17 protein-coding genes are annotated in these 19,443 nt (G+C 63.7%); 10 read left to right on the top strand and 7 right to left on the bottom strand.

Annotated elements, in window-relative coordinates; genetic code table 11:
• Positions 1 to 309: hypothetical protein (locus QZT63_RS17345; RefSeq protein ID WP_290652930.1), on the bottom strand; the 309-nt coding region annotated here is incomplete at its 3' end.
• A 137-nt stretch (positions 310 to 446) separates the two neighbouring features.
• A complete protein-coding gene (locus QZT63_RS17340) occupies positions 447 to 1,466 on the bottom strand; it encodes an amidohydrolase family protein (RefSeq protein ID WP_290652928.1) in 1,020 nt (339 codons plus the stop codon).
• 733 nt (positions 1,467 to 2,199) lie between these two features.
• Between QZT63_RS17340 and QZT63_RS17335 the strand changes: the two genes are divergently transcribed.
• From QZT63_RS17335 to rpoS, 3 genes are all read left to right on the top strand, one after another.
• Complete coding sequence (locus QZT63_RS17335; protein ID WP_290652926.1) at positions 2,200 to 2,781, top strand: YqaA family protein; 582 nt, start codon at positions 2,200 to 2,202, stop codon at positions 2,779 to 2,781.
• Positions 2,782 to 2,910: 129 nt separating this feature from the next.
• Positions 2,911 to 3,675 carry a peptidoglycan DD-metalloendopeptidase family protein gene (locus QZT63_RS17330; RefSeq protein ID WP_290652924.1) on the top strand — a complete coding sequence of 255 codons (765 nt, stop codon included), beginning with the start codon at positions 2,911 to 2,913 and terminating at the stop codon, positions 3,673 to 3,675.
• A 213-nt stretch (positions 3,676 to 3,888) separates the two neighbouring features.
• On the top strand, positions 3,889 to 4,905 hold the full coding sequence (gene rpoS, locus QZT63_RS17325) for an RNA polymerase sigma factor RpoS (RefSeq protein ID WP_290652922.1): 1,017 nt from the start codon (positions 3,889 to 3,891) through the stop codon (positions 4,903 to 4,905).
• Positions 4,906 to 4,954: 49 nt separating this feature from the next.
• Here the strand turns inward: rpoS and QZT63_RS17320 are convergent, their stop codons facing one another.
• Positions 4,955 to 5,350, bottom strand: coding sequence for an Mth938-like domain-containing protein (locus QZT63_RS17320; RefSeq protein WP_290652920.1), 396 nt, complete (start codon positions 5,348 to 5,350; stop codon positions 4,955 to 4,957).
• A 170-nt stretch (positions 5,351 to 5,520) separates the two neighbouring features.
• Between QZT63_RS17320 and alaC the strand changes: the two genes are divergently transcribed.
• The 5 genes from alaC to recJ all read left to right on the top strand — a co-directional run bounded on the left by alaC (position 5,521) and on the right by recJ (position 12,211).
• A complete protein-coding gene (gene alaC / locus QZT63_RS17315) occupies positions 5,521 to 6,723 on the top strand; it encodes an alanine transaminase (RefSeq protein WP_290652918.1) in 1,203 nt (400 codons plus the stop codon).
• Positions 6,720 to 8,030, top strand: a complete 1,311-nt coding sequence (locus tag QZT63_RS17310; protein ID WP_290652916.1) for a homoserine dehydrogenase — start codon at positions 6,720 to 6,722, stop codon at positions 8,028 to 8,030. Before alaC ends, QZT63_RS17310 begins: the two co-directional genes overlap by 4 nt.
• Positions 8,031 to 8,237: 207 nt before the next feature.
• Positions 8,238 to 9,377 carry a threonine synthase gene (thrC, locus tag QZT63_RS17305; protein ID WP_290652914.1) on the top strand — a complete coding sequence of 380 codons (1,140 nt, stop codon included), beginning with the start codon at positions 8,238 to 8,240 and terminating at the stop codon, positions 9,375 to 9,377.
• Between the two features lie 81 nt (positions 9,378 to 9,458).
• Complete coding sequence (locus tag QZT63_RS17300; protein ID WP_290652912.1) at positions 9,459 to 10,463, top strand: hypothetical protein; 1,005 nt, start codon at positions 9,459 to 9,461, stop codon at positions 10,461 to 10,463.
• Entirely contained in the window at positions 10,460 to 12,211 is a 1,752-nt protein-coding gene (recJ, locus tag QZT63_RS17295) for a single-stranded-DNA-specific exonuclease RecJ (protein ID WP_290652911.1), read from the top strand. The genes QZT63_RS17300 and recJ overlap by 4 nt, the downstream gene beginning before the upstream one ends.
• A gap of 142 nt (positions 12,212 to 12,353) precedes the next feature.
• Here recJ and QZT63_RS17290 read toward each other — a convergent pair whose 3' ends face one another.
• The gene (locus QZT63_RS17290) at positions 12,354 to 14,411 is read right to left on the bottom strand and encodes a carboxy terminal-processing peptidase (RefSeq protein ID WP_290652910.1); all 2,058 of its coding nucleotides are present in this window, start codon (positions 14,409 to 14,411) and stop codon (positions 12,354 to 12,356) included.
• A 509-nt stretch (positions 14,412 to 14,920) separates the two neighbouring features.
• Between QZT63_RS17290 and QZT63_RS17285 the strand changes: the two genes are divergently transcribed.
• Together QZT63_RS17285 and QZT63_RS17280 are read left to right on the top strand one after the other, a co-directional pair.
• Positions 14,921 to 16,174 carry an MFS transporter gene (locus tag QZT63_RS17285; RefSeq protein WP_290652908.1) on the top strand — a complete coding sequence of 418 codons (1,254 nt, stop codon included), beginning with the start codon at positions 14,921 to 14,923 and terminating at the stop codon, positions 16,172 to 16,174.
• Positions 16,174 to 17,031 carry an alpha/beta hydrolase gene (locus tag QZT63_RS17280; RefSeq protein ID WP_290652906.1) on the top strand — a complete coding sequence of 286 codons (858 nt, stop codon included), beginning with the start codon at positions 16,174 to 16,176 and terminating at the stop codon, positions 17,029 to 17,031. The genes QZT63_RS17285 and QZT63_RS17280 overlap by 1 nt, the downstream gene beginning before the upstream one ends.
• 34 nt (positions 17,032 to 17,065) lie before the next feature.
• Here QZT63_RS17280 and QZT63_RS17275 read toward each other — a convergent pair whose 3' ends face one another.
• From QZT63_RS17275 to QZT63_RS17265, 3 genes are all read right to left on the bottom strand, one after another.
• A complete protein-coding gene (locus tag QZT63_RS17275) occupies positions 17,066 to 17,581 on the bottom strand; it encodes a DUF934 domain-containing protein (RefSeq protein WP_290652904.1) in 516 nt (171 codons plus the stop codon).
• Positions 17,574 to 19,223 (bottom strand): nitrite/sulfite reductase, encoded by a 1,650-nt coding sequence (locus QZT63_RS17270; protein ID WP_290652902.1) that lies wholly within the window; start codon positions 19,221 to 19,223, stop codon positions 17,574 to 17,576. Before QZT63_RS17270 ends, QZT63_RS17275 begins: the two co-directional genes overlap by 8 nt.
• A gap of 105 nt (positions 19,224 to 19,328) precedes the next feature.
• Complete coding sequence (locus QZT63_RS17265; protein ID WP_290652932.1) at positions 19,329 to 19,436, bottom strand: DUF6231 family protein; 108 nt, start codon at positions 19,434 to 19,436, stop codon at positions 19,329 to 19,331.
• Positions 19,437 to 19,443: the final 7 nt, after the last annotated feature.

Here is a 19,443-nt window from a genome sequence, read left to right as displayed (position 1 = left end):
ATCCGTGACACGGGTCGTGATCGGGTGGTCCTCAAATGGAGGCCCCGAGAGAAACGGCAGGTTGCCCAGGACGGTGATGGTGAATGAGCCATCTTCTATGCCACCGTTCGCATCGACTCCGCCGTTGTCCACCGTCTCCCCATCGGGTAAATCTGGTAAGTCTTGTGGATCGGAGAGTCCACGGTCTTCATCACTGTCGCTTCCGTTTTCCGCATCGGTATCGGTGACACTAATGCAGCCGGTGAGCACGTATATCGCAACAGCGGCCACGCTCCATCGCAACGCCAGGGGCAAGTTCGTCATCTCCATGACTCCTCTTGTTTGCTCATCAGCTTAGCACGGCGCACTGGGTCGTCCGAGCACAGGCGTGCGGCCGGTGGATACGCTCCCTCGGCGGGCAGCACGGTCGAGCGAGCCGGCCGTGTTCCGGATCCAGGGGCCCCGGGTCAGGCTTCGATCCGGTAAACGCGCTGCGCCGTACCCCGAAACAGCGCCGCTCGTTCCGCATCCGAGAACCCGGCGGTGATCCGCTTGAAGCTGTTGTAGAGGACGCCGTAGGAGACGCTGGCCCGGTCAACCGGGAAGTTGCTCTCGAACATGCAGCGGTCAGGACCAAAGCAGTCGATGGTGTGCAGGTACCAATCCCGTGTGGCGTTCGCCAAGGTGACCGAATCAGGTGGTGTGTCGGCCTTGTGGAAGCCGAAACCGTTGATGGGCATCACCAGCCCGCCCAGCTTGGCCACTACATTGTCACAGCGGGACAGCTCCGCGAGTTCGGTCTTCCAGCGCACAAAAATCTCGTCCCGGCGATCCTTCCAGGGCCCGATCCCAAGGGGCCCACTGAAATGGTTGAGGATGATTGTGGTCTCGGGGAACGCCCGGGCCAGCTCCGTGACCTCGGGAAGCTGATGGTGGTACTGCCAGGCATCGAAACTGAGCCCATGCGGGGCCAGACGCGCAAAACCCCGGCGAAAGTCGTCCCGGCCGTAGAGGCCCGCGGGGGGATTCGTGTGGGAGTTGCGGACTTCGGGGGAGGGATCCCAGCCCGCGGCATGGCGAATACCGCGGAACCTCGCGCTTGCCGCCAGATGGGCCTCAAGGACCCCATCCACCGCCTCCGCGAGCATGAGGTCGGCAAACCCGACGATGCCGGCGCAGACCCGAGTCGGGCCAGACCCACCACGCGCGCCCATGGCGGCGATGCCATCGACGAACTCGGTCTCGCCCACCGGGCGCAGGGCCTCCGGGCCTGAGGCCTTGTACATGGAGTGGCACTCCACGAATACTGTGCTAACGACGTTGTGCCCGCAGTTCAGATCCGCCAGCAGCTCATCGAGCAGGTAGCGAGAGCCTCCGTGGTCCCAAAGATGATGATGGGGATCGCAGATGGCCAGCTCGGGCTCCAGAGGGGCTTCGCGTACCTGATCCAGCCAGCGCTGGTGTTCCGGATCAGTCACTGAGGCCATCACAGGCTCTCCATGTCGGCGATTCCGATAAAACCCGGCCGGGCCGGGCCGAAGTCCGGCTTGCACAGGTTCCCGGTTCAGCGTACGGGTATCCACTGGGTTCGGCCAGACCAGTCCTCAAGCCAAGACCCCCGGCATCACTCCCACGTGCCGCCGCGGCACCGGGGCGTTATCATTTGCGAACGCGGCTGCGGCCTCGGGATTTGTCCGATGCGCGGGAATGCGAACCGGCGCCGGGTTTTCTCGCGAATTCGAGTGCAACATTCTAAGTCATCGGACGCATTGAGAGGCCGTTCCGGTCGCAGGCAGGGAGAAGTCCGAGTGGGTGGCGCAGCAGCGGCGTGCTTGCGCAGGTGATCCAGCCCGTGTTGCACGGTAGAATCGCCAATGTCCGTTGCGTGGACGGGCGGCTGGTCATAGCCCGGGTACTCGTGATGCGAGCGCCTCAGCCTGCGTTCGCGGGCCTTTCAGGAACCGGGCGATCACATCCTTGACTTTGAGCGCCGGGTAATGACGCGGGACGCCGCCCTGGGGTGGCGGCCACTGCGCTTGCGTGCGGACACTGTGCTCGCTCCCGGCGCGTCGGGCCGGTCGCCCGATACGGGCCGTATACAGCATGTGTTGGGATATTTCGGGGGTAGTAGGTGGCTAATTGTACGACACGCACGAGGCATGACCGAGGGTTGGGCGTGGTTGGTGGGCTTGGTGCCACCCGCGGGCGGGGCGGTACCCGATGATGGGTCCCTTTACCAGACTCTATTTGTTTACCCTGAGGTTGGCGGCCCATCGGCATGCGCCGCGGTATCTCGCGGGCCTCAGTTTTGCGGAATCCTCATTCTTCCCGATCCCGCCGGACGTGATGCTGATGCCCATGGCGCTGGCGAGGCCCAATATGGCCATGCGCTTTGCCCTCATCACCACGGTATCCTCGGTGCTGGGCGGGGTGCTCGGCTACGTACTGGGCTTTTTCGCCATGGAATTAGTCGAGCCGGTGATCGTGACGGCAGGCTACGAGGGTGAGCTGCAACGCGCCCGGGAGTGGTTTCTCGCTTACGGGTTCTGGGTGGTGCTGATCGCCGGGTTCTCGCCGATCCCGTACAAGTTGTTCACCATTGCCGCGGGTGGCTTGGCATTGCCGTTGCTGCCGTTTGTGCTGGCATCTTTGGTCGGCCGCGGTAGCCGTTTCTTCCTGGTCGCGGCGCTTGTCGGTTGGGGCGGACCGCGTCTGGAGCCGTATCTAAAGCGTTACATTGACTGGATCGGCTGGGCGACGGTGGCGCTTCTTGTCATTGCGTACTTCGTGCTGATGCACTGATCACTCGGGACAAGAGCGTGTGCATGCGATCTTGCCTGATTGTGTCAGAATGTTTGGCAGGTTTGGCGCACAACAGGTTGAAAGTCGGAAGGATTATGTTTCGCGCTAGCCGAGAACGATGAATGTGCCATGGACCATGGGGCCACCGTGAGAATCCTGCTGCTGCTCGGGGCGATCGTGTTGGCGGGATGCGCCGGCGATCACCTCGCGCCTGTCAGCGATCGCGGGCCGGGCCCAGGGGGCGGCGAGCAGTCTCATTACCAGGTGCGCTCCGGCGATACCCTTCAAGCAATTGCCTGGAATCATGGCCTCGACTATCGGGACCTCGCCGACTGGAACGACCTCGACTCCCCGGATCGTATCCGCGTCGGCCAGCGCCTGCAGCTGCAGGCGCCATCTGGCCGCGAGGACACCTCCCCCCAACCGCCTTCGTCACCCCCACCCGCGGCGCCGGCACCGGAGCAGCCCGCTGCTTCGCCCCCCATTGCCTCGAATGAGCCCGGCGAGAGGCCGACAGGGGATGGGCCGGAGCAGTGGCTCTGGCCAACGGAGGGGGATGTCGTCAAGGAGTTCGCTCGCGATGCGGATGGTAAGCAAGGCATTAACATTGACGGTGAACTCGGTCAGCCCGTTCGCGCCGCCGCGGGAGGCCACGTGGTCTACAGCGGTTCCGGGCTGGTGGGCTACGGCAATTTGGTGATTCTCAAGCACCGTGGCGAATTCCTTACCGCCTACGGCTACAACCGCCGCTTGCTGGTTGAAGAAGGCGACGAGGTTGCCGCCGGCGACAGAATCGCGGAAATGGGCAACGGCGCTGGCAACGACCGCCCCCGACTTCACTTCGAATTGCGACGACAGGGACAACCTGTCGATCCTCTGGAGTATCTCCCCTGAGCCCGCTATACACGGCTTTCGCGCGCCTTTCCAACCATCCGCACGTCTCTTGCCAAGCCTCCCGGGGGTGTTGCCGGATGGTCCGCCAGCGGCGTTGCATGGGCTTTTGCATGGGCATATAGTGGATTTCGGAGGCTGTTCAAAGATCTCCGTGCCCGTCCCCATCAGCGGGAGGGGTCCTGCGGCGACCGGCAGGCATGTGGAGGAGAAAGCATGAGAAAAGAAAGAGTGGCGGAAGCAACGCTCGTCGAGCTAGATGGCGAGGCGGGCGCCGCGACAGAAACCGCTCTGGGCGCGACAGATGAAGTGACGATGGCCATGGACGGCGCCGACGATGAACCGATTCAAACCTCGGAGCCGGAAGCGACCCGTTTCACACCGGGCGACGGAGCGTCGCCGAGCCTTGATGCAACACAGATCTACCTGAACGAAATTGGCTATTCGCCGCTACTGACAGCGGAGGAAGAAGTCTACTACTCCCGCCGGGCGCAGCGTGGCTGCGAGGCGTCGCGGCGGCGGATGATCGAGAGCAACCTGCGGCTGGTGGTGAAGATCGCCAGGCGTTACATGAATCGCGGGCTGGCCTTCCTCGATCTGATTGAGGAGGGCAATCTGGGGCTGATACGGGCGGTGGAGAAATTCGACCCCGAACGCGGGTTCCGCTTCTCGACCTATGCGACGTGGTGGATTCGTCAGACCATTGAGCGGGCAATCATGAACCAGACCCGCACCATTCGTTTGCCGATCCACGTCATCAAGGAAATCAACCAGTGTTTGCGCACCGCGCGAAAGCTCACCCAGACACTGGATCACGAACCATCTGCCGATGAAATCGCGCAGATGCTGCAACGGCCTCTAGCCGACGTTCAGCGCATGTTAGGGCTCAATGAAGGCACCACCTCCGTTGATACCCCTATCGGCAAGGATGCGGATCGAGTACTGCTAGACGCCATCCCCGACGACAACAATCCCGATCCCTCAGCGCTGCTGCAGGATGGCGATGTGCTCAACCACATCGACAACTGGTTGGAGCAGCTCACTGAGAAACAACGCGCGGTGGTGGAGCGGCGTTTCGGCCTGCACGGTCATGAGCGGTGCACGCTGGAGGAAGTCGGCCGGGATATTGGCGTCACCCGGGAGCGGGTGCGACAGATCCAGATCGACGCACTGCGCAAACTGCGGGAAGTCATGGAGCGTGAGGGGTTCTCGCAGGACGCGGTGTTCGGCTGAAGGGATCATTGCCGGCGGGTTACCCGTTGCGGGATGACCAGCCGGCAGTTCAGCTTTCGTTCTCGATCATGAACAATACGGCGGCGACGCGCCGCTGCTCTGCAGCAAGGATATTATACGTGCGGCAGGCTGCCTCGGTGGTCATGACCTCGAGACCCAAACCCGCCTGAATGGCCCGGACCATGAGTCGGCGCTCGGGGAAGGCCTGGTAGCGGCCGGTGCCGATCAGCACGATCTCGGGGCCCAGCTCGATCAGGCTATCCAGGTGCCCCTCCGTCAGCTCGGCGAGTGCTTCTGGCCCCCACGCAGTGTCGATGTGCTCCGGGGTCAGCAGGAGCGTACGGGTGAACACGGTCTCGTTGACCGTAACGGAGCCCACGTCGTACCTGCGAATGCGGTGCGCTGGGCCGATGCTATCCAGAGTCAGTTTCATGTAGAAGACCATAAGGCCTCAGCGGCGCCGGATCAAACCGGCAAGCGCCCGCCGGGCGGTTACGGCACTGTCCGTGCCGAATTGCAATCAATGACTCACTGCCCGCAGGGTTTGCCGAGACATGGCAATCCGCGCGGGAAGGTTAGTACAATGCGCCGGTGCTTCCGGCCGGATGGTGACAAGTGGACGCGGAATTTCCCCGAACCAAACGATTGCCGCCGTATGTCTTCAATATCGTCAATGAATTGAAAGCGGCGGCGCGTGCGCGGGGCGAGGACATCGTCGATTTCGGCATGGGCAATCCCGATCAGCCGACACCACAGCATATCGTGGACAAGCTCGTCGAGGCCGTGCAGCGTCCGGACACGCACCGCTACTCGGTCTCGCGCGGCGTGCCGCGATTGCGCAAGGCGATCTGCCACTGGTATCGGCAGCGCTTCGGGGTCACGCTGGACCCCGAGAGTGAGGCGATTGTCACGATCGGGTCAAAGGAAGGTCTGGCCCACCTGGCACTGGCAACGCTTGATGCGGGGGATACCGTGCTGGTGCCGAACCCCGCCTATCCCATCCACCCCTACGGGGTCGTGATCGCCGGGGGCGATATCCGTCACGTGCCGATGGTGCCGGGGATCGATTTCTTCGCCGAGCTGGAGCGGGCCATCCGCGACAGCTGGCCGCGACCGAAGATGCTCATCCTGAATTTTCCGGGCAATCCCACCGGACAATGCGTCGACCTGCGGTTCTTCGAAAAAGTGGTCGCCGTGTGCCGTGAGCACGGCATCTGGGTCGTCCACGATCTGGCCTACGCCGAAATCGCCTTCGACGGCTACCGGGCACCGTCCATTCTGGAAGTGCCCGGTGCGAAAGACATCGCGGTCGAGAGTTACTCGCTGTCGAAGAGCTACAACATGCCCGGCTGGCGGGTGGGCTTTGTTTGCGGGAACCCGAAATTGATTGCGGCCCTGGCCAGGATGAAGTCGTACCTGGATTACGGTATGTTCACGCCCATCCAGGTGGCGGCCATTACCGCGCTGGAAGGGCCGCAGGATTGCATCGAGGAGATCCGGGAGACGTATCGCCGCCGCCGGGATGTCCTGTGCGACGGGCTGGAGACCGTGGGCTGGCCGGTGCAAAAGCCCATGGCCACGATGTTCGTTTGGGCGCCCATCCCCGATGCATATCGGCCTTTGGGTTCCCTGGAGTTTGCCAAGAAACTGTTACGTGATGCCAAAGTCGCGGTATCGCCAGGGGTGGGTTTTGGCGATTACGGTGATGACCACGTACGCTTCAGCCTGATCGAGAATGAACATCGGACCCGCCAGGCGCTCCGGGGCATTAAGGCGATGCTCCGCCGCGACGCCGAGGCGGGGGAGGTAAGTGTGTGACTGCGGTAAAAGTTGGCATGCTGGGGCTGGGTACCGTTGGGGCCGGGACCATCAACTTGCTCGAACGCAACAATGACGAGATTAACCGGCGCGCCGGACGTGGAATCGAAGTCGTCGTTGCGGCGGCGCGCAATCTTGATCGCCCGCGGGGCTGCTCCACCAAGGGGATCCGCCTGACGACGGACCCATTCGAGGTCGTGAACGACCCGGAAACCGAGATCATTGTCGAGCTCATGGGCGGTTACGAGCCGGCGCGGGAACTGGTGATTCAGGCGCTGAACAACGGCAAGCACGTGGTCACGGCGAACAAGGCGCTGATTGCCCTGTACGGAAACGAGATCTTCTCCCACGCCCGGGATAATGGGGTCACCGTGGCGTTCGAGGCGGCCGTGGCCGGCGGCATCCCCATCATCAAGAGCATCCGCGAGGGGCTCGCCGGCAACCGCATCCAATGGCTCGCGGGCATCATTAACGGCACGGCCAACTTCATCCTCTCGGAGATGTACTACGAGGGGCGCCAGTTCGCCGACGTGCTCGCGGAGGCGCAGCGCCTGGGGTACGCGGAAGCGGACCCGACCTTCGACGTCGAAGGGGTGGACGCGGCGCACAAGCTCACCATCCTTGCATCCATTGCCTTCGGTATTCCGCTGCAGTACGACAGGGTGCATGTGGAAGGGATCACCCATGTGAGCCGGCAAGATGTGGGTTATGCCGAGGAGCTCGGCTACCGCATCAAGCATCTTGGGATCTGCCGACAGACGAGCGAGGGCATCGAGTTGCGGGTACACCCAACCCTGTTGCCGTGGCGTCAGCTCCTCGCCAGTGTCGATGGCGTGATGAATGCCGTCATGGTCATGGGCGATGCCGTGGGGCCGACCCTGTACTATGGCGCCGGCGCTGGAGCGGATGCCACCGCCTCGGCGGTGGTGGCGGACCTCGTCGACGTGGTCAGGGAGTTCCAGCTGGAGCCGGTCAACCGTGTGCCCTATCTGGCATTTCAGTCAACGGCTCTCTCGGATGCCCCGATCCTGTCCATGTCGCAGATCATCACCGCGTACTACATCCGCATGGAGGTACTGGACCAGCCCGGGGTGCTCGCCGATGTCACGCGGATTCTCGGGGACGCCGGCATCAGCATCGAGGCGATCCTGCAAAAGGAGCCGGCCCCCGGGGCCGAGAACGTGCCCGTGATCCTGCTGACGCATCCGGTTCGGGAACGCCAGATGGACATGGCCCAGGAGCGCATCGAGGCCCTGGACGCCGTGCAGGGGCGCATCACTCGCATTCGCCAGGAACAGTTGCGGTAACGCCCGGGCTGGCTCCAGGCGTCAACAACGGATACCTAGTGTCCTGTCCCGCAAATAACGTTACGATTGTCGCGGCCCTGACGGCCCCTGGCGGCGTTGCGCCTCCTCGCCGTAGTCCTCGCTACGCCTCGTCGGCGCGCCGTGCCAGGAACCGTCAGGATCCACGCCAATTTTCGCAACGTATTTACGGGACAGGACACTAGACCAATGCCATTTCGGACCCGCTATACCGGCCTGATCGCGAAGTACGGGGACCGTCTCCCGGTGGGCGATGATGCCCGGCACATCAGCCTCGGGGAGGGGAATACGCCGCTGATTCGCCTGAATCATATCCCCCGGGATCTAGGTCGGGATGTGGACCTGTACGTGAAGTACGAGGGGCTCAACCCCACCGGGTCCTTCAAGGATCGCGGCATGACCGTCGCCGTGACCAAGGCCGTGGAAGAGGGCAGCCAGGCTATCATTTGCGCGTCCACGGGCAACACCTCCGCCTCGGCGGCTGCGTACGCGGCCCGGGCGGGCATCCGGGCCTTCGTGCTCATCCCTGACGGTAAGATCGCCATGGGCAAGCTCGCCCAGGCCATCATGCACGGCGCGGAAGTGCTGCAGATTGCCGGCAATTTCGATGCCGGCATGCGCATTGTCAAGGACATGGCGAATCACGCCCCGGTGACCATCGTCAATTCCATCAACCCCTACCGCTTGCAGGGTCAAAAGACCGCTGCCTTCGAGATCCTCGAGGAGCTGGAACGGGCCCCGGATTACCACTGCCTGCCAGTCGGCAACGCCGGCAACATCACGGCGCACTGGATCGGTTACTGCGAATCCGCGGGGCGGCGCAGTGACCATCTCACCGACGCCTGTTCGTTCTGTCACGGGCAGTGCCGGTACGCCAGCGCCGTGGTCGGCGACCGGCCCACCATGGTGGGCTATCAGGCCAGCGGCTCGGCGCCGTTCCTGCGCGGCGCGATGGTGGATGAGCCGGACACGGTCGCCACGGCGATCCGTATCGGTCACCCCCAGTCCTGGGACTACGCCTGGAGCGCGAGCGAAGAGTCTGGCGGTTGGTTCGACGAGTGCAGCGACGAGGAAATCCTCAAGGCGCAGCGCCGTCTCGCCGCCCGGGAAGGGATTTTTTGTGAGCCTGCCTCCGCGGCCTCCGTGGCCGGTGCCATGCGGGACATCGTCAATGGCAAGATTCCGCAGGGCAGCACCGTCGTGTGCACGCTGACGGGGCACGGCCTCAAGGACCCGGACATCGCCATCCAGCAGTCGGCCGACGCCATCAAGACCATACCGGCGGATCTCGATTCGGTCCGTACGGCCATTCTCGAGCGCCTCGGATAACGTGCGGCTGGCGGTGCGTCCGCCCGGGATACCAAGGGGGTTCAACGCCTGTCCATGCCGCGCCCGGCACTGCACTTGCGAATGCCTGGTCTGCTCGGCCCCTTGCCCGCCGATGCGGTCGAGCTGATTGCCGAGGACAGTGGCCTGTCCGATCTGGCCTGGTTACTCTCAAAAGGACGCCACCAGCGCGCCGACGAGGGTGGACTGCTCCCGCCTGGCTTTGAAGTGCCCGCTGGGCCGGATGGTCTTCCGGCCGGTGCGCTCGGCTTGCTTGGCGACGGCGGAACTCCGGGCCCGCACTACTGGTTCCGGGCGGATCCGGTGCATTTTCTCCCTGACCGGGATAGCCTGCGCATGCTCGGGCCAGAGGCCCTGTCCATCGGCGCCGGTGAGGCACAGTCCCTGACCGCTGCCTTCAACGAGTTTTTCGCGGACGACGGCCTGATGCTCGTCGCGCAGACCCCTGATCACTGGTATCTACGCTGTTCCACGCCGCCCCGGCTGAGCACAGTCCCGTTGCAACGGGCGATTGCAGCGCCGATCGACCAGTCCTTGCCTGGCGGGCCCGACGCGGGGTGGTGGCATGCGCGCATGAACGAGATGCAGATGTTTTTCCACGGGCATTGGGTCAACCAGGAGCGGGAAGCCGCTGGCCGACCGACGATTAACGGCATCTGGCCTTGGGGCGGCGGGCGGCTCTCGGAGTCCAGCCGCAGTCGATGGCACCAGGTCTTCAGTGATGACCCGTTGGTCCTCGGGCTCGCGCGCCTCGCCGGCGCCCGCGCCGATCCCTGGCCGGGCGATGCGCACGCCGTGTTGCGTGCCACGGGGGCCGGTGACGTTCTCGCAGCCGCGCCGCCCCTGCCTGGCGTGAGCGACGGTGTCGCGTTTCGCGCCTGGGAAAATGCCGTACAGGGTCTTGCCAGGGACTGGGCGGGGGAGTTGCGTCGCGCCTTGGATGCGGGGCGCGTGGAGGGGTTGGTCATCGACACCGGCTGCACCGGGCGCTGGATACTCAATCGGCACAGTCGCTGGGCGCTTTGGCGCCGCCCACGTGCGTTCGCCCGGTTCCTTGTTCCCGAATGATGCGCAATCGAACGATCCAGCGGCGGACCCGTGCGGCAGCGGAGCGCGTCGCCTTGCCCGGTGTCCACCCGGTACTCCAGGGGGTGTATGCGGCGCGCGGTGTGCGGTGCCTCGCTGATCTGACCGATGGCCTGGGTGCGCTCGCCGGCACCGACGGTCTGGCCGGGCTCAGCGGTGCCGTGGAACGGCTCGCGAGGGCCATCACCAGTGGCCAGTCGATTCTGGTCGTGGGGGACTTCGACGCCGACGGTGCGTCCAGCTGTGCCCTGGCCGTCCTCGCCATGCGCGCCATGGGGGCGCGGCATGTGGACTATCTGGTGCCGAACCGGTTCGAATTCGGCTACGGGCTGACGCCAGAGATTGTCGGTGAGGCGAAAAGGCGCCAACCCGACCTGCTCGTGACCGTCGACAACGGTGTTTCCAGCGTCGATGGCGTGGCAATGGCCCGGCATCTTGGCATGGGTGTCATCGTCACCGACCATCATCTGCCTCCCGAGCACCTTCCCGACGCCGACGCCCTGGTCAATCCCAATCAGCCGGGGGATGCCTTTCCCAGTAAGCACCTGGCAGGAGTCGGCGTGATCTTCTATGTGCTGGCCGCGCTGCGCCAGCACCTGCGTGCCCAGGGCTGGTTCGCGGGGCGTTGCGAACCCCGCATGGCAGATTATCTGGATCTCGTCGCGTTGGGCACCGTGGCTGATGTGGTGCCGTTGGACCGCAATAACCGCATCCTTGTGGAGCAAGGGTTGCGGCGGATCCGCGCCGATCGCGCTCGGCCGGGAATCAGGGCGCTGCTGGAAATCGCGGGCCGGGATCCTGGCGCCTGCGTGGCTGCAGACCTTGGTTTTGCTGCCGGCCCGCGGCTGAATGCCGCCGGTCGCCTTAAGGATATGGCTATGGGCATTGAGTGCCTGCTGACGGACCATGCTGCCGAGGCTCGCCGTTATGCGCAGCGCCTGGATGCCCTCAACCGGGAACGCCGGGAGATCGAAGGCCGCATGGAGGCCGAAGCCGTCGACGGTGTGGCGGTACTGAGGCGTTCCCTCGAGGCGAAGGACGGGTTGCCTTCGGCGATCTGTGTGACGGACAGCGGTTGGCATCAAGGCGTGGTCGGGATCGTGGCCGCACGGCTGAAGGAGCGCTTTCACCGCCCGGTGGTGGCGTTTGCGCCGGCGGGGGAGGGGGTCCTAAAGGGGTCCGGCCGTTCCATCGACGCCTTGCACCTGCGCGACGCACTCGAGCGCGTCGCCACCGCCCATCCGGGACTGATCCGGCGGTTCGGCGGACATGCCGCAGCTGCGGGGCTGAGTGTCGATGAACAGCGCTTCCCGGCTTTTCGTGAGGCGTTCGAGGCGGTCGTCGGTGAGGCGCTGGCCGACACGGACCTCGCCGGTGTCTGCCTGACCGACGGGGCGTTGCGCAGCGCTGACATGACCCTGGATCTGGCCCAGGCGATCCGGGCCGCGGGCCCCTGGGGCCAGGGTTTCCCGGAGCCACGGTTCGACGGTGTCTTCTCGGTGCTTGGCAGCCGTGTCGTGGGAGATCGGCACCTGAAGCTTCGGTTGCGCCCGGAGGATGGCGGGCCCAGCGTGGACGCAATCGCCTTTCGCGCGGTGGATGCAGGCTGGGTCCACCTCAGGGGCTGGGTCAGAATCGCCTACCGACTCGAGGTGAACCTGTGGCAGGGGCGGGCGTCCCTCCAGCTTGTCGTCGAACACCTGGAAGCGGTTTCAGCAACCGCCGGGTAACCACGAAAGCAACCGCCCGGGCCCGAGCGGATCGCGAAACCGCATCGGCTGCCCGCTTCCGTGCACGCATCGCTTAGGACACGGGCCCCGCACCGCCGGCGCGGTGCGAGGCCTGTGGGAGGAGCCCTGTTTACGGTGGCGGTTAGTCGGCCTCGCGCAGGCCCCAACGTTGCGCGGTGCGCGGCTCTTCCCGGAGCAGCAGTAAATCCGTGAGGATCTGCGTGCTCGCGTCGAGCAGCGTATTTGGCCCGTCCTCGCGCTCCAGTTCATCAACGCTCTCGAGCGGCTCCAGCCCCTGGATCGTGCGATGCTCGTTCGCCTTACGCAGTCTCGCCGCGTTACGTTCCTCGCGCTCCTGCTCCCGCTTATCACGGTTGAGAGACACCTCGGTTGTCTCCCGAGTCTCGCGCATGTGCCTGAACTCATCGATCATGGCCTGGAAGGCATTATCGTCAGCAACACGCTCCTCGTGGCGCTCCTGCAGTAACGGCACCACGTTGGAGAGGTTGTCGATAGGCCTGAAGTCCACCGGGTCAATTTCGTCCCAGGGCAAGGGGTTGTCTGCGGCGCTTTCGCCAATATCGTCCTCGCCGACCGCGGAGGGGAAATAGATATCGGGTTCCACGCCACGCTTCTGGGTGCTGCTGCCAGTCACACGATAGAACTTGGCGATCGTCATCTTCAGGCGACCGGTTTCGGCCGTGGGGTCGTTGCTGAAGCGGTCGAGATCGACCATCGTCTGCACCGTTCCCTTGCCGAACGTCCGCTCGCCGAGGATGATCGCACGCTCGTAATCCTGCAGGGCGCCGGCAAAGATCTCCGAGGCCGATGCGCTCTGACGGTCCACCATCACCGCCAGCGGCCCGTCGTAAGCTGTCTCGCCGTCAACATCGTCCATGACCTCGGTCTGGCCGTCGCTGCGACGGATCTGCACCACTGGACCGCCGTTCATGAACAAGCCCGTCATGTCGACGGCCTCCTGAAGGGAGCCACCGGAGTTGCCACGCAGATCAATGACTAGCCCGTCGATGTTTTCGTCCTCGAGCTCGTCCAACAGGCGCCGGACGTCCCGCGTTGTGCTGCGATAGTCGTCATCGCCCGCCTGGGCTGCGGCGAAATCTGTATAGAACGCCGGGATCTTGATGACGCCGATACGGTGGGTGCCGTCCTCGCGCTCGATCTCACGAACCTCCTTTTGCGCCGCCTGCTCTTCGAGCGCGATTTCGTTACGCTCCAGCGTGACCGTACGGGGTGCGGCATCGGAATCGCCGCCAGGGAGGATGCGCAGGCGCACCTCCGATTCCTTGGGGCCGCGGATGCGGTCGACCACGTCGCGCAGACGCCAGCCGACAACATCAACCATGTCCTCGTCTTCCTCGGCAACACCGATAATGCGGTCGCCGGGTGACAACTCCCCGCTTTGATCTGCCGGGCCTCCCGGCACCAGTTCCACAATCTCCGTGAAGTCGCGGTGCGTCCGGAGCATGGCGCCGATACCTTCCAGCGACAGCTGCATCTGGATGTCGAACTCTTCGGAGTTCCGTGGCGACAGGTAGCTGGTGTGCGGGTCGAACGTCCGGGACCATGCGCCCATGAACGTCTCGAAGATGTCTTCTGCATCCGAGCGCTTCATGTTCTCGGCCACATTGTCGTAGCGGTTGCGCAGCAGCTCCATGGTCTGCTCTTCGTCCTCATCGCCAAGCAGCATGGTCAGGGCGTCGTTCTTGATGCGTTTTCGCCAGAGGCGATCCAGCGCATCGGCGTCCGCCACCCAGTCCTGATCCCGGCGGTTGAGGTCCATGGTCTTGTCGGAGTCAAAATCCAGGCCGCCATCGATGACATGGCGCGCGAAATCCGCCCGTTCAACGGTTCGGCGCTTCAGGCGGTCGTAGATTCTGTACGCCAGCTCCAAGTCGCCTTCCATGAGCATGTCGTCAAGCTCATGGCGATGAGCCTGGAACTCTTCGACATCGTCCTGGGTGAAGTAATACCGGTCCGGGTCCAGCGCATCCAGGTAGGTGTCCAATACCTTTTCGGAGAGTTCATCGTCGATGGGCTGGTGGCGGAAATGCTGGTGTGCCAGCAACCGGGCGATCAGTTGCGCGGTTTCGGCATGGTTGGCGCCGGGCTGAACATATTCATTGTTGTCCAGTGAGTCGGCCGAGATTGCCGGGACGCCGAGAAAAAGCGCCAACGTCATCGCGGATACTGCGAGCCGGTACGTTATAGTCTTAAGCATTGCTTTACCCATGGTTCGAAGACGGGGTACACGATCAGCGCGCCACGCTCTTGATCACCTTTCCTACCCGCCTTTTGACAGCTTAGGCCCATTTCCTATCCGTTCCAATTGCTCCTGCATGCGGCATCCCCGGTGCCGATCGTAGTCGGTTGGGGTCGCACGACGGTCACGCGCGCACAGATCGCTACGTGCGGCAGGTTTGGGCAGGGTCACAGCCCCGCGGCGTCCGCCAGGGACGCTTGGGGCGTAGCAGCGCCATCATGTGCCCGGTGGGGTATCACTCCGGGGTTGAATGGACTGTGGCGACGGCATGGAGTAGTCCGTAAGGCCGCCTGATCGCAGCTTCCCTGCACTGAATGCTTTACCATATCAGGTTCGCTATCCGTCCCGCCAGAAGAAACCCTCCCGCGGGGCTGCTACTCTTCGCGTTTCGCTTGCACCCGATTGCCTGCCTGACCCGGAGGGGCCCCATGGATGTCGGTCGCACGAAGCACCACCGGTTTCAGCTCTGGCAGCTGATCGTGCTGGTGTTCTTGCCCTTCGCGGCGGGCTATTTCCTGTCCTACCTGTTTCGCACCGTGAATGCGGTAATCGCCTCCGATCTCCAGCAGGACATTGGCTTGTCCGCGTCCGACCTCGGACTGCTGACGGCGGCCTATTTTCTTGCGTTCGCCCTGTTTCAGCTGCCGCTGGGTGTGCTGCTGGATCGGTTCGGCCCCCGCCGGGTGGAAGCGGTACTGCTGGGCGTTGCCGCGGGCGGCTCGGCGCTGTTCGCCGTCGGCGAGAGCATGACCGAGCTGAGTATCGGTCGCGCCCTGATCGGACTTGGCGTCTCCGCCTGTCTCATGGCCAGTTTCAAAGCGTTCACCACCTGGTTCCCATCGGAGCGGTTGCCGCTGGTCAACGGCTGCCTATTGGCGTTCGGCGGCCTGGGTGCCATGGCGGCGACCAGCCCGGTGGAAATGCTCCTGGGCTGGGTTGACTGGCGCACCATTTTCCTGGGGTTGGCAGTCGCCTGCGTCGTGGCCGCACTGGCAGTTTGGCTGATCGTGCCGGAAGATCGACAAGAGGGATCTGGAGCCACGTTGCGTGATCAGATTGCGGGCCTGACGGGTGTGCTCAAAAGCGCTTTCTTCTGGCGGGTCGCGCCATTGGCGATGCTGACGCAAGGGGGATCGCTGGCCATCCAGGGGCTCTGGGCCGGGCCCTGGTTGCGCGATGTGGCGGGGATGGATCGACAGTCGGTGGCGGACACGCTGCTGCTGATTGCATTGTCCATGGCGGTGGGTTTCGCCGCCTGGGGGATCATTAGCGATCGTCTCAGCCGGCGGGGGCTCAGGCCCTATCAGGTGTTGGCGCTTGGGGTCGGTCTGTTTCTGGTCTGCAAGCTCTTGCTCGTTGTGCAGCCCGGTGTGGGTGTGGTGCCGCTGTGGATGGCCTTTGGTTTTTTCGGCACCTCTGGCACGCTTGTCTACGCCATGATTTCTCAGGCCTTCCCGGCGTCGCTCTCCGGCAGGGCCAACACGGCCGTGAACCTTGCTGTTTTTGCCGGAGCATTCACGCTTCAGTGGGGAATCGGCTTTGTGATAGGGGTCAGCGCGTTGCCTGATCGGGTAGGCTACGATCCATCAGGCTTTGCGCTGGCGTTCGGCGGTCTGCTGATCGTGCAGATTCTGGCGTTTATCTGGTTTATGCTGCCTATGCGGCGACGGGGAGAACAATAATGCTAGGGTTCTTGGCGTACGGTGCGTTCGCTCCTGTAGAGCAGCCCGAGTTGGAAGTGATCCACCGGGCACCTTCGGCGACGAGGCGTCGCGACGTTCCTCCGTTGCTGTTCGTCCACGGCGCCTATGGCGGTGCGTGGTGCTGGGACGAGCATTTCCTCCCCTGGTTCGCCGCGCACGGGTTTGACGCCTACGCGCTCAGCCTGCGCGGGCATGGCGTGAGCCATGGGCGCGAGCGGTTGCACCAGTCGAGCATCCGTGACTATGTAGCCGATCTGCGGCACGTGGTGGCAGGGATGGAGACGCCCCCCGTCCTGATTGGCCACTCCATGGGGGGCATGGTGGTGCAGAAGTACCTTGAGCAATTTCGGGCTTCAGCAGCCGTGCTCATGGCCTCTGTGCCACCGGGTGGCCTGGGCAACTCCGTTATGCGCCTCACGACGGCGGATCCGCTGTTGCTTGCCCAGCTTTCCATGGTCCAGGGTGGCGCTCGCGACCTGGTCGACAAGGACAATGCCGGCCGCGGCATTCTCTCCGAGGACCTCGACCCCAAGCTGCGGATTGCTTACGGCGCTCGCATGCAGAGCGAATCCCACCGGGCGCTGATGGACATGACGTTCATGGACTTGCCGCGGCGCTGGCGGATGCACCTTCCACCCATGCTGGTGCTTGGAGCGAGCCAGGACTCGCTGTTCTCCATTGACGAGGTCAAGCGCACGGCGCGTACTTACCGCGCCGATCTCCAGATCTACCCGGAGATGGCGCACGCAATGATGCTGGAATCCGGGTGGCCGTTACCGGCTCGGGAAATCCGGGACTGGGTGCTGGCGCGCCGTCACGAGCTGATGGCAGGGTAGGGGGCCGGCCCCCGCAGCAGCCCGGCGCGCGCGATCAGGATGCGGCCGCGGCCGCAGATTGACGTTGGCGCCGCCGAAGCTCCAATGGGATGCGTCCCCGCGGATCGAGCTGGTAATGGCCTGAAAACTCGCTGAATGCCTGCAGCGCATCCTCAATGGAGCGGTCTTCCCGGATCTCGAATGCGTTAATGCCGACACGGGCCATGTAGGCGAGCTGATCCCTAAGGACGTCGCCCACGGCGCGGAGTTCCCCCGGGTAGCCGTGGCGTTCCCGCAACACCCTGGCATGGGAATAACATCGCCCGTCCTTGAACGCCGGGAACTCCAAGGCAATCAGCGGGAGTCGGTCGAGATCCCCGATCAGCGTGTCGAGGCTGATGTCACCGTTGATGCGTACACCGACTTTGCCTTCGTGCTGTACCAGAGCCGCTCGCTCCTCCCGCCAGCGCGCGTGGCTGACGATGATATCGCCGTCCGGGAGTGGTTCGTCGTCGGCCACGTGCTGCCAGTGATCCTCGACGATCGTGCGGTCGCGGATGATCTTACGCATAGGCCGCCTCCTTGAACGGTTTGATGCCGATACGGCGATAGGTATCGAGCAGCGGCTCGTCACCCTCGCGGTGTTCCACGAAGGTGTGCAGTATGGACTCCAGCGTATCCGCCACCTGGTCCTTGGGCACGGCAGGGCCGATGCGATCGCCCATGCCCGCGTCGTTCGAGGATGAGCCCCCGACGGTGATCTGATAGAACTCCTGCCCTCTCTTATCCACGCCGAGGATGCCGATATGGCCCACGTGGTGGTGGCCGCAGGCATTCATGCAGCCGGACATGTTCAGGCGGATATCACCGAGATCATATAGATAATCCAGGTTGTCGAAGCGCTCATTGATGTCCCGGGCGACATCAATGGAACCGGCATTGGCCAAGCTGCAGAAGTCCAGGCCCGGGCAGCAGATCATGTCGGTCATGGTGCCGATATTTGGGGTCGCCAGATTCAGTGCCTTGAGGTCCTGCCATAAGGCATGGAGCTGGTCCTTGCGAATATCCGGAAACACCAGGTTCTGTGTGTGGGTGACCCTGATTTCGCCGAAGCCGTAGCGTTCGGCAAGTTCCGCCACCGCATCCATCTGCACGTCGGTAAGATCGCCCGGAGCCACCGCCGGGGCCTTCAGTGACAGGAAGACGGCCCGGTAGCCGGGTTGCCGGTGGGCTTCCGTATTGTGCCGATACCAGCTGGCGAACGTGCGCTCTGCGTCGAGCTGTGCCTGCAGGTCACCTTCCCCGGCACTGCGGTCATAGACCGGCGGCTGGAAGAAGCCGCTCATGTAGTCCACGTCTTCCGGTTCCAGTGTCAGCTGCGGATCCGTTCGCAGGTGCTGCCACTCGGCTTCGACCCGCTCGCGGAATGCGTCGATTCCCATGGCGCGCACCAGTATTTTGATTCGCGCCTTGTGGATGTTGTCGCGCCGGCCGTTAAGGTTGTACACGCGCAGAATGGCCTCGAGGTACGACAGCAGCTCGCGCACGGGCACGAACTCGCTAATCTGCTCGCCCACGATCGGTGTGCGTCCCAGTCCGCCGCCCACATAGACCGCGAAACCGGTCTCACCCGCGTCGTTGCGCACGAGCTGCAGCCCGATGTCGTGGACGCGGATCGCCGCCCGGTCCTTGTCCGAGGCGCTGACAGCAATTTTGAACTTGCGCGGCAGATAGGAGAATTCCGGATGCAGTGCGGCCCACTGGCGAATCAGCTCGCAGTACGGGCGGGGGTCCGTCAGCTCATCGGCCGCAACCCCCGCGAGGTGATCCGAGGTGATGTTGCGGATGCAGTTGCCACTGGTCTGGATGGCGTGCATCTCAACCTCAGCGAGGTCCGCCAGGATGTCCGGCACGCTCTCCAGGGCCGGCCAATTGTACTGGATGTTCTGGCGGGTCGTGAAATGGCCAAAACCGCGGTCATAGGTGCGGGCAATGTGGGCGAGCACGCGCATCTGCTCGCTATTGAGCAGTCCGTACGGGATCGAGACGCGCAGCATGGGAGCGTGGCGCTGGATGTAGAGCCCATTCATCAGGCGCAGCGGCCGGAATTCCTCGTCGGTCAGCTCCCCGTCAAGGTAGCGCCGCGTTTGGTCCCGGAACTGGTGAACACGTTCATTGACCAGGGTTTGGTCAAAACTGTCGTACCTGTACATAGAATTCTGTGCGTCCTGTGAGGTCCGCGGAATATGGCCGCACCCTAGCAGCGTAGGGTTATGCACAAAAGGAATGTTTCGCTATAAATTAAGGCGAGGCGGTTATTACCAGCGATACTTGCCCCAAAGCTCCGGATTCGCCCAGTAGCGCGGGTTCAGCCAGTCCGGCGTAGTTTTGTAGGTGCCGACATCGAACCCGTAGAGCGTACCCATCCCGTCT

It is taken from the genome of Aquisalimonas sp. (assembly GCF_007120195.1).
GTDB lineage: Bacteria > Pseudomonadota > Gammaproteobacteria > Nitrococcales > Aquisalimonadaceae > Aquisalimonas.
This window is presented reverse-complemented; position numbering and strand designations above follow the sequence as displayed.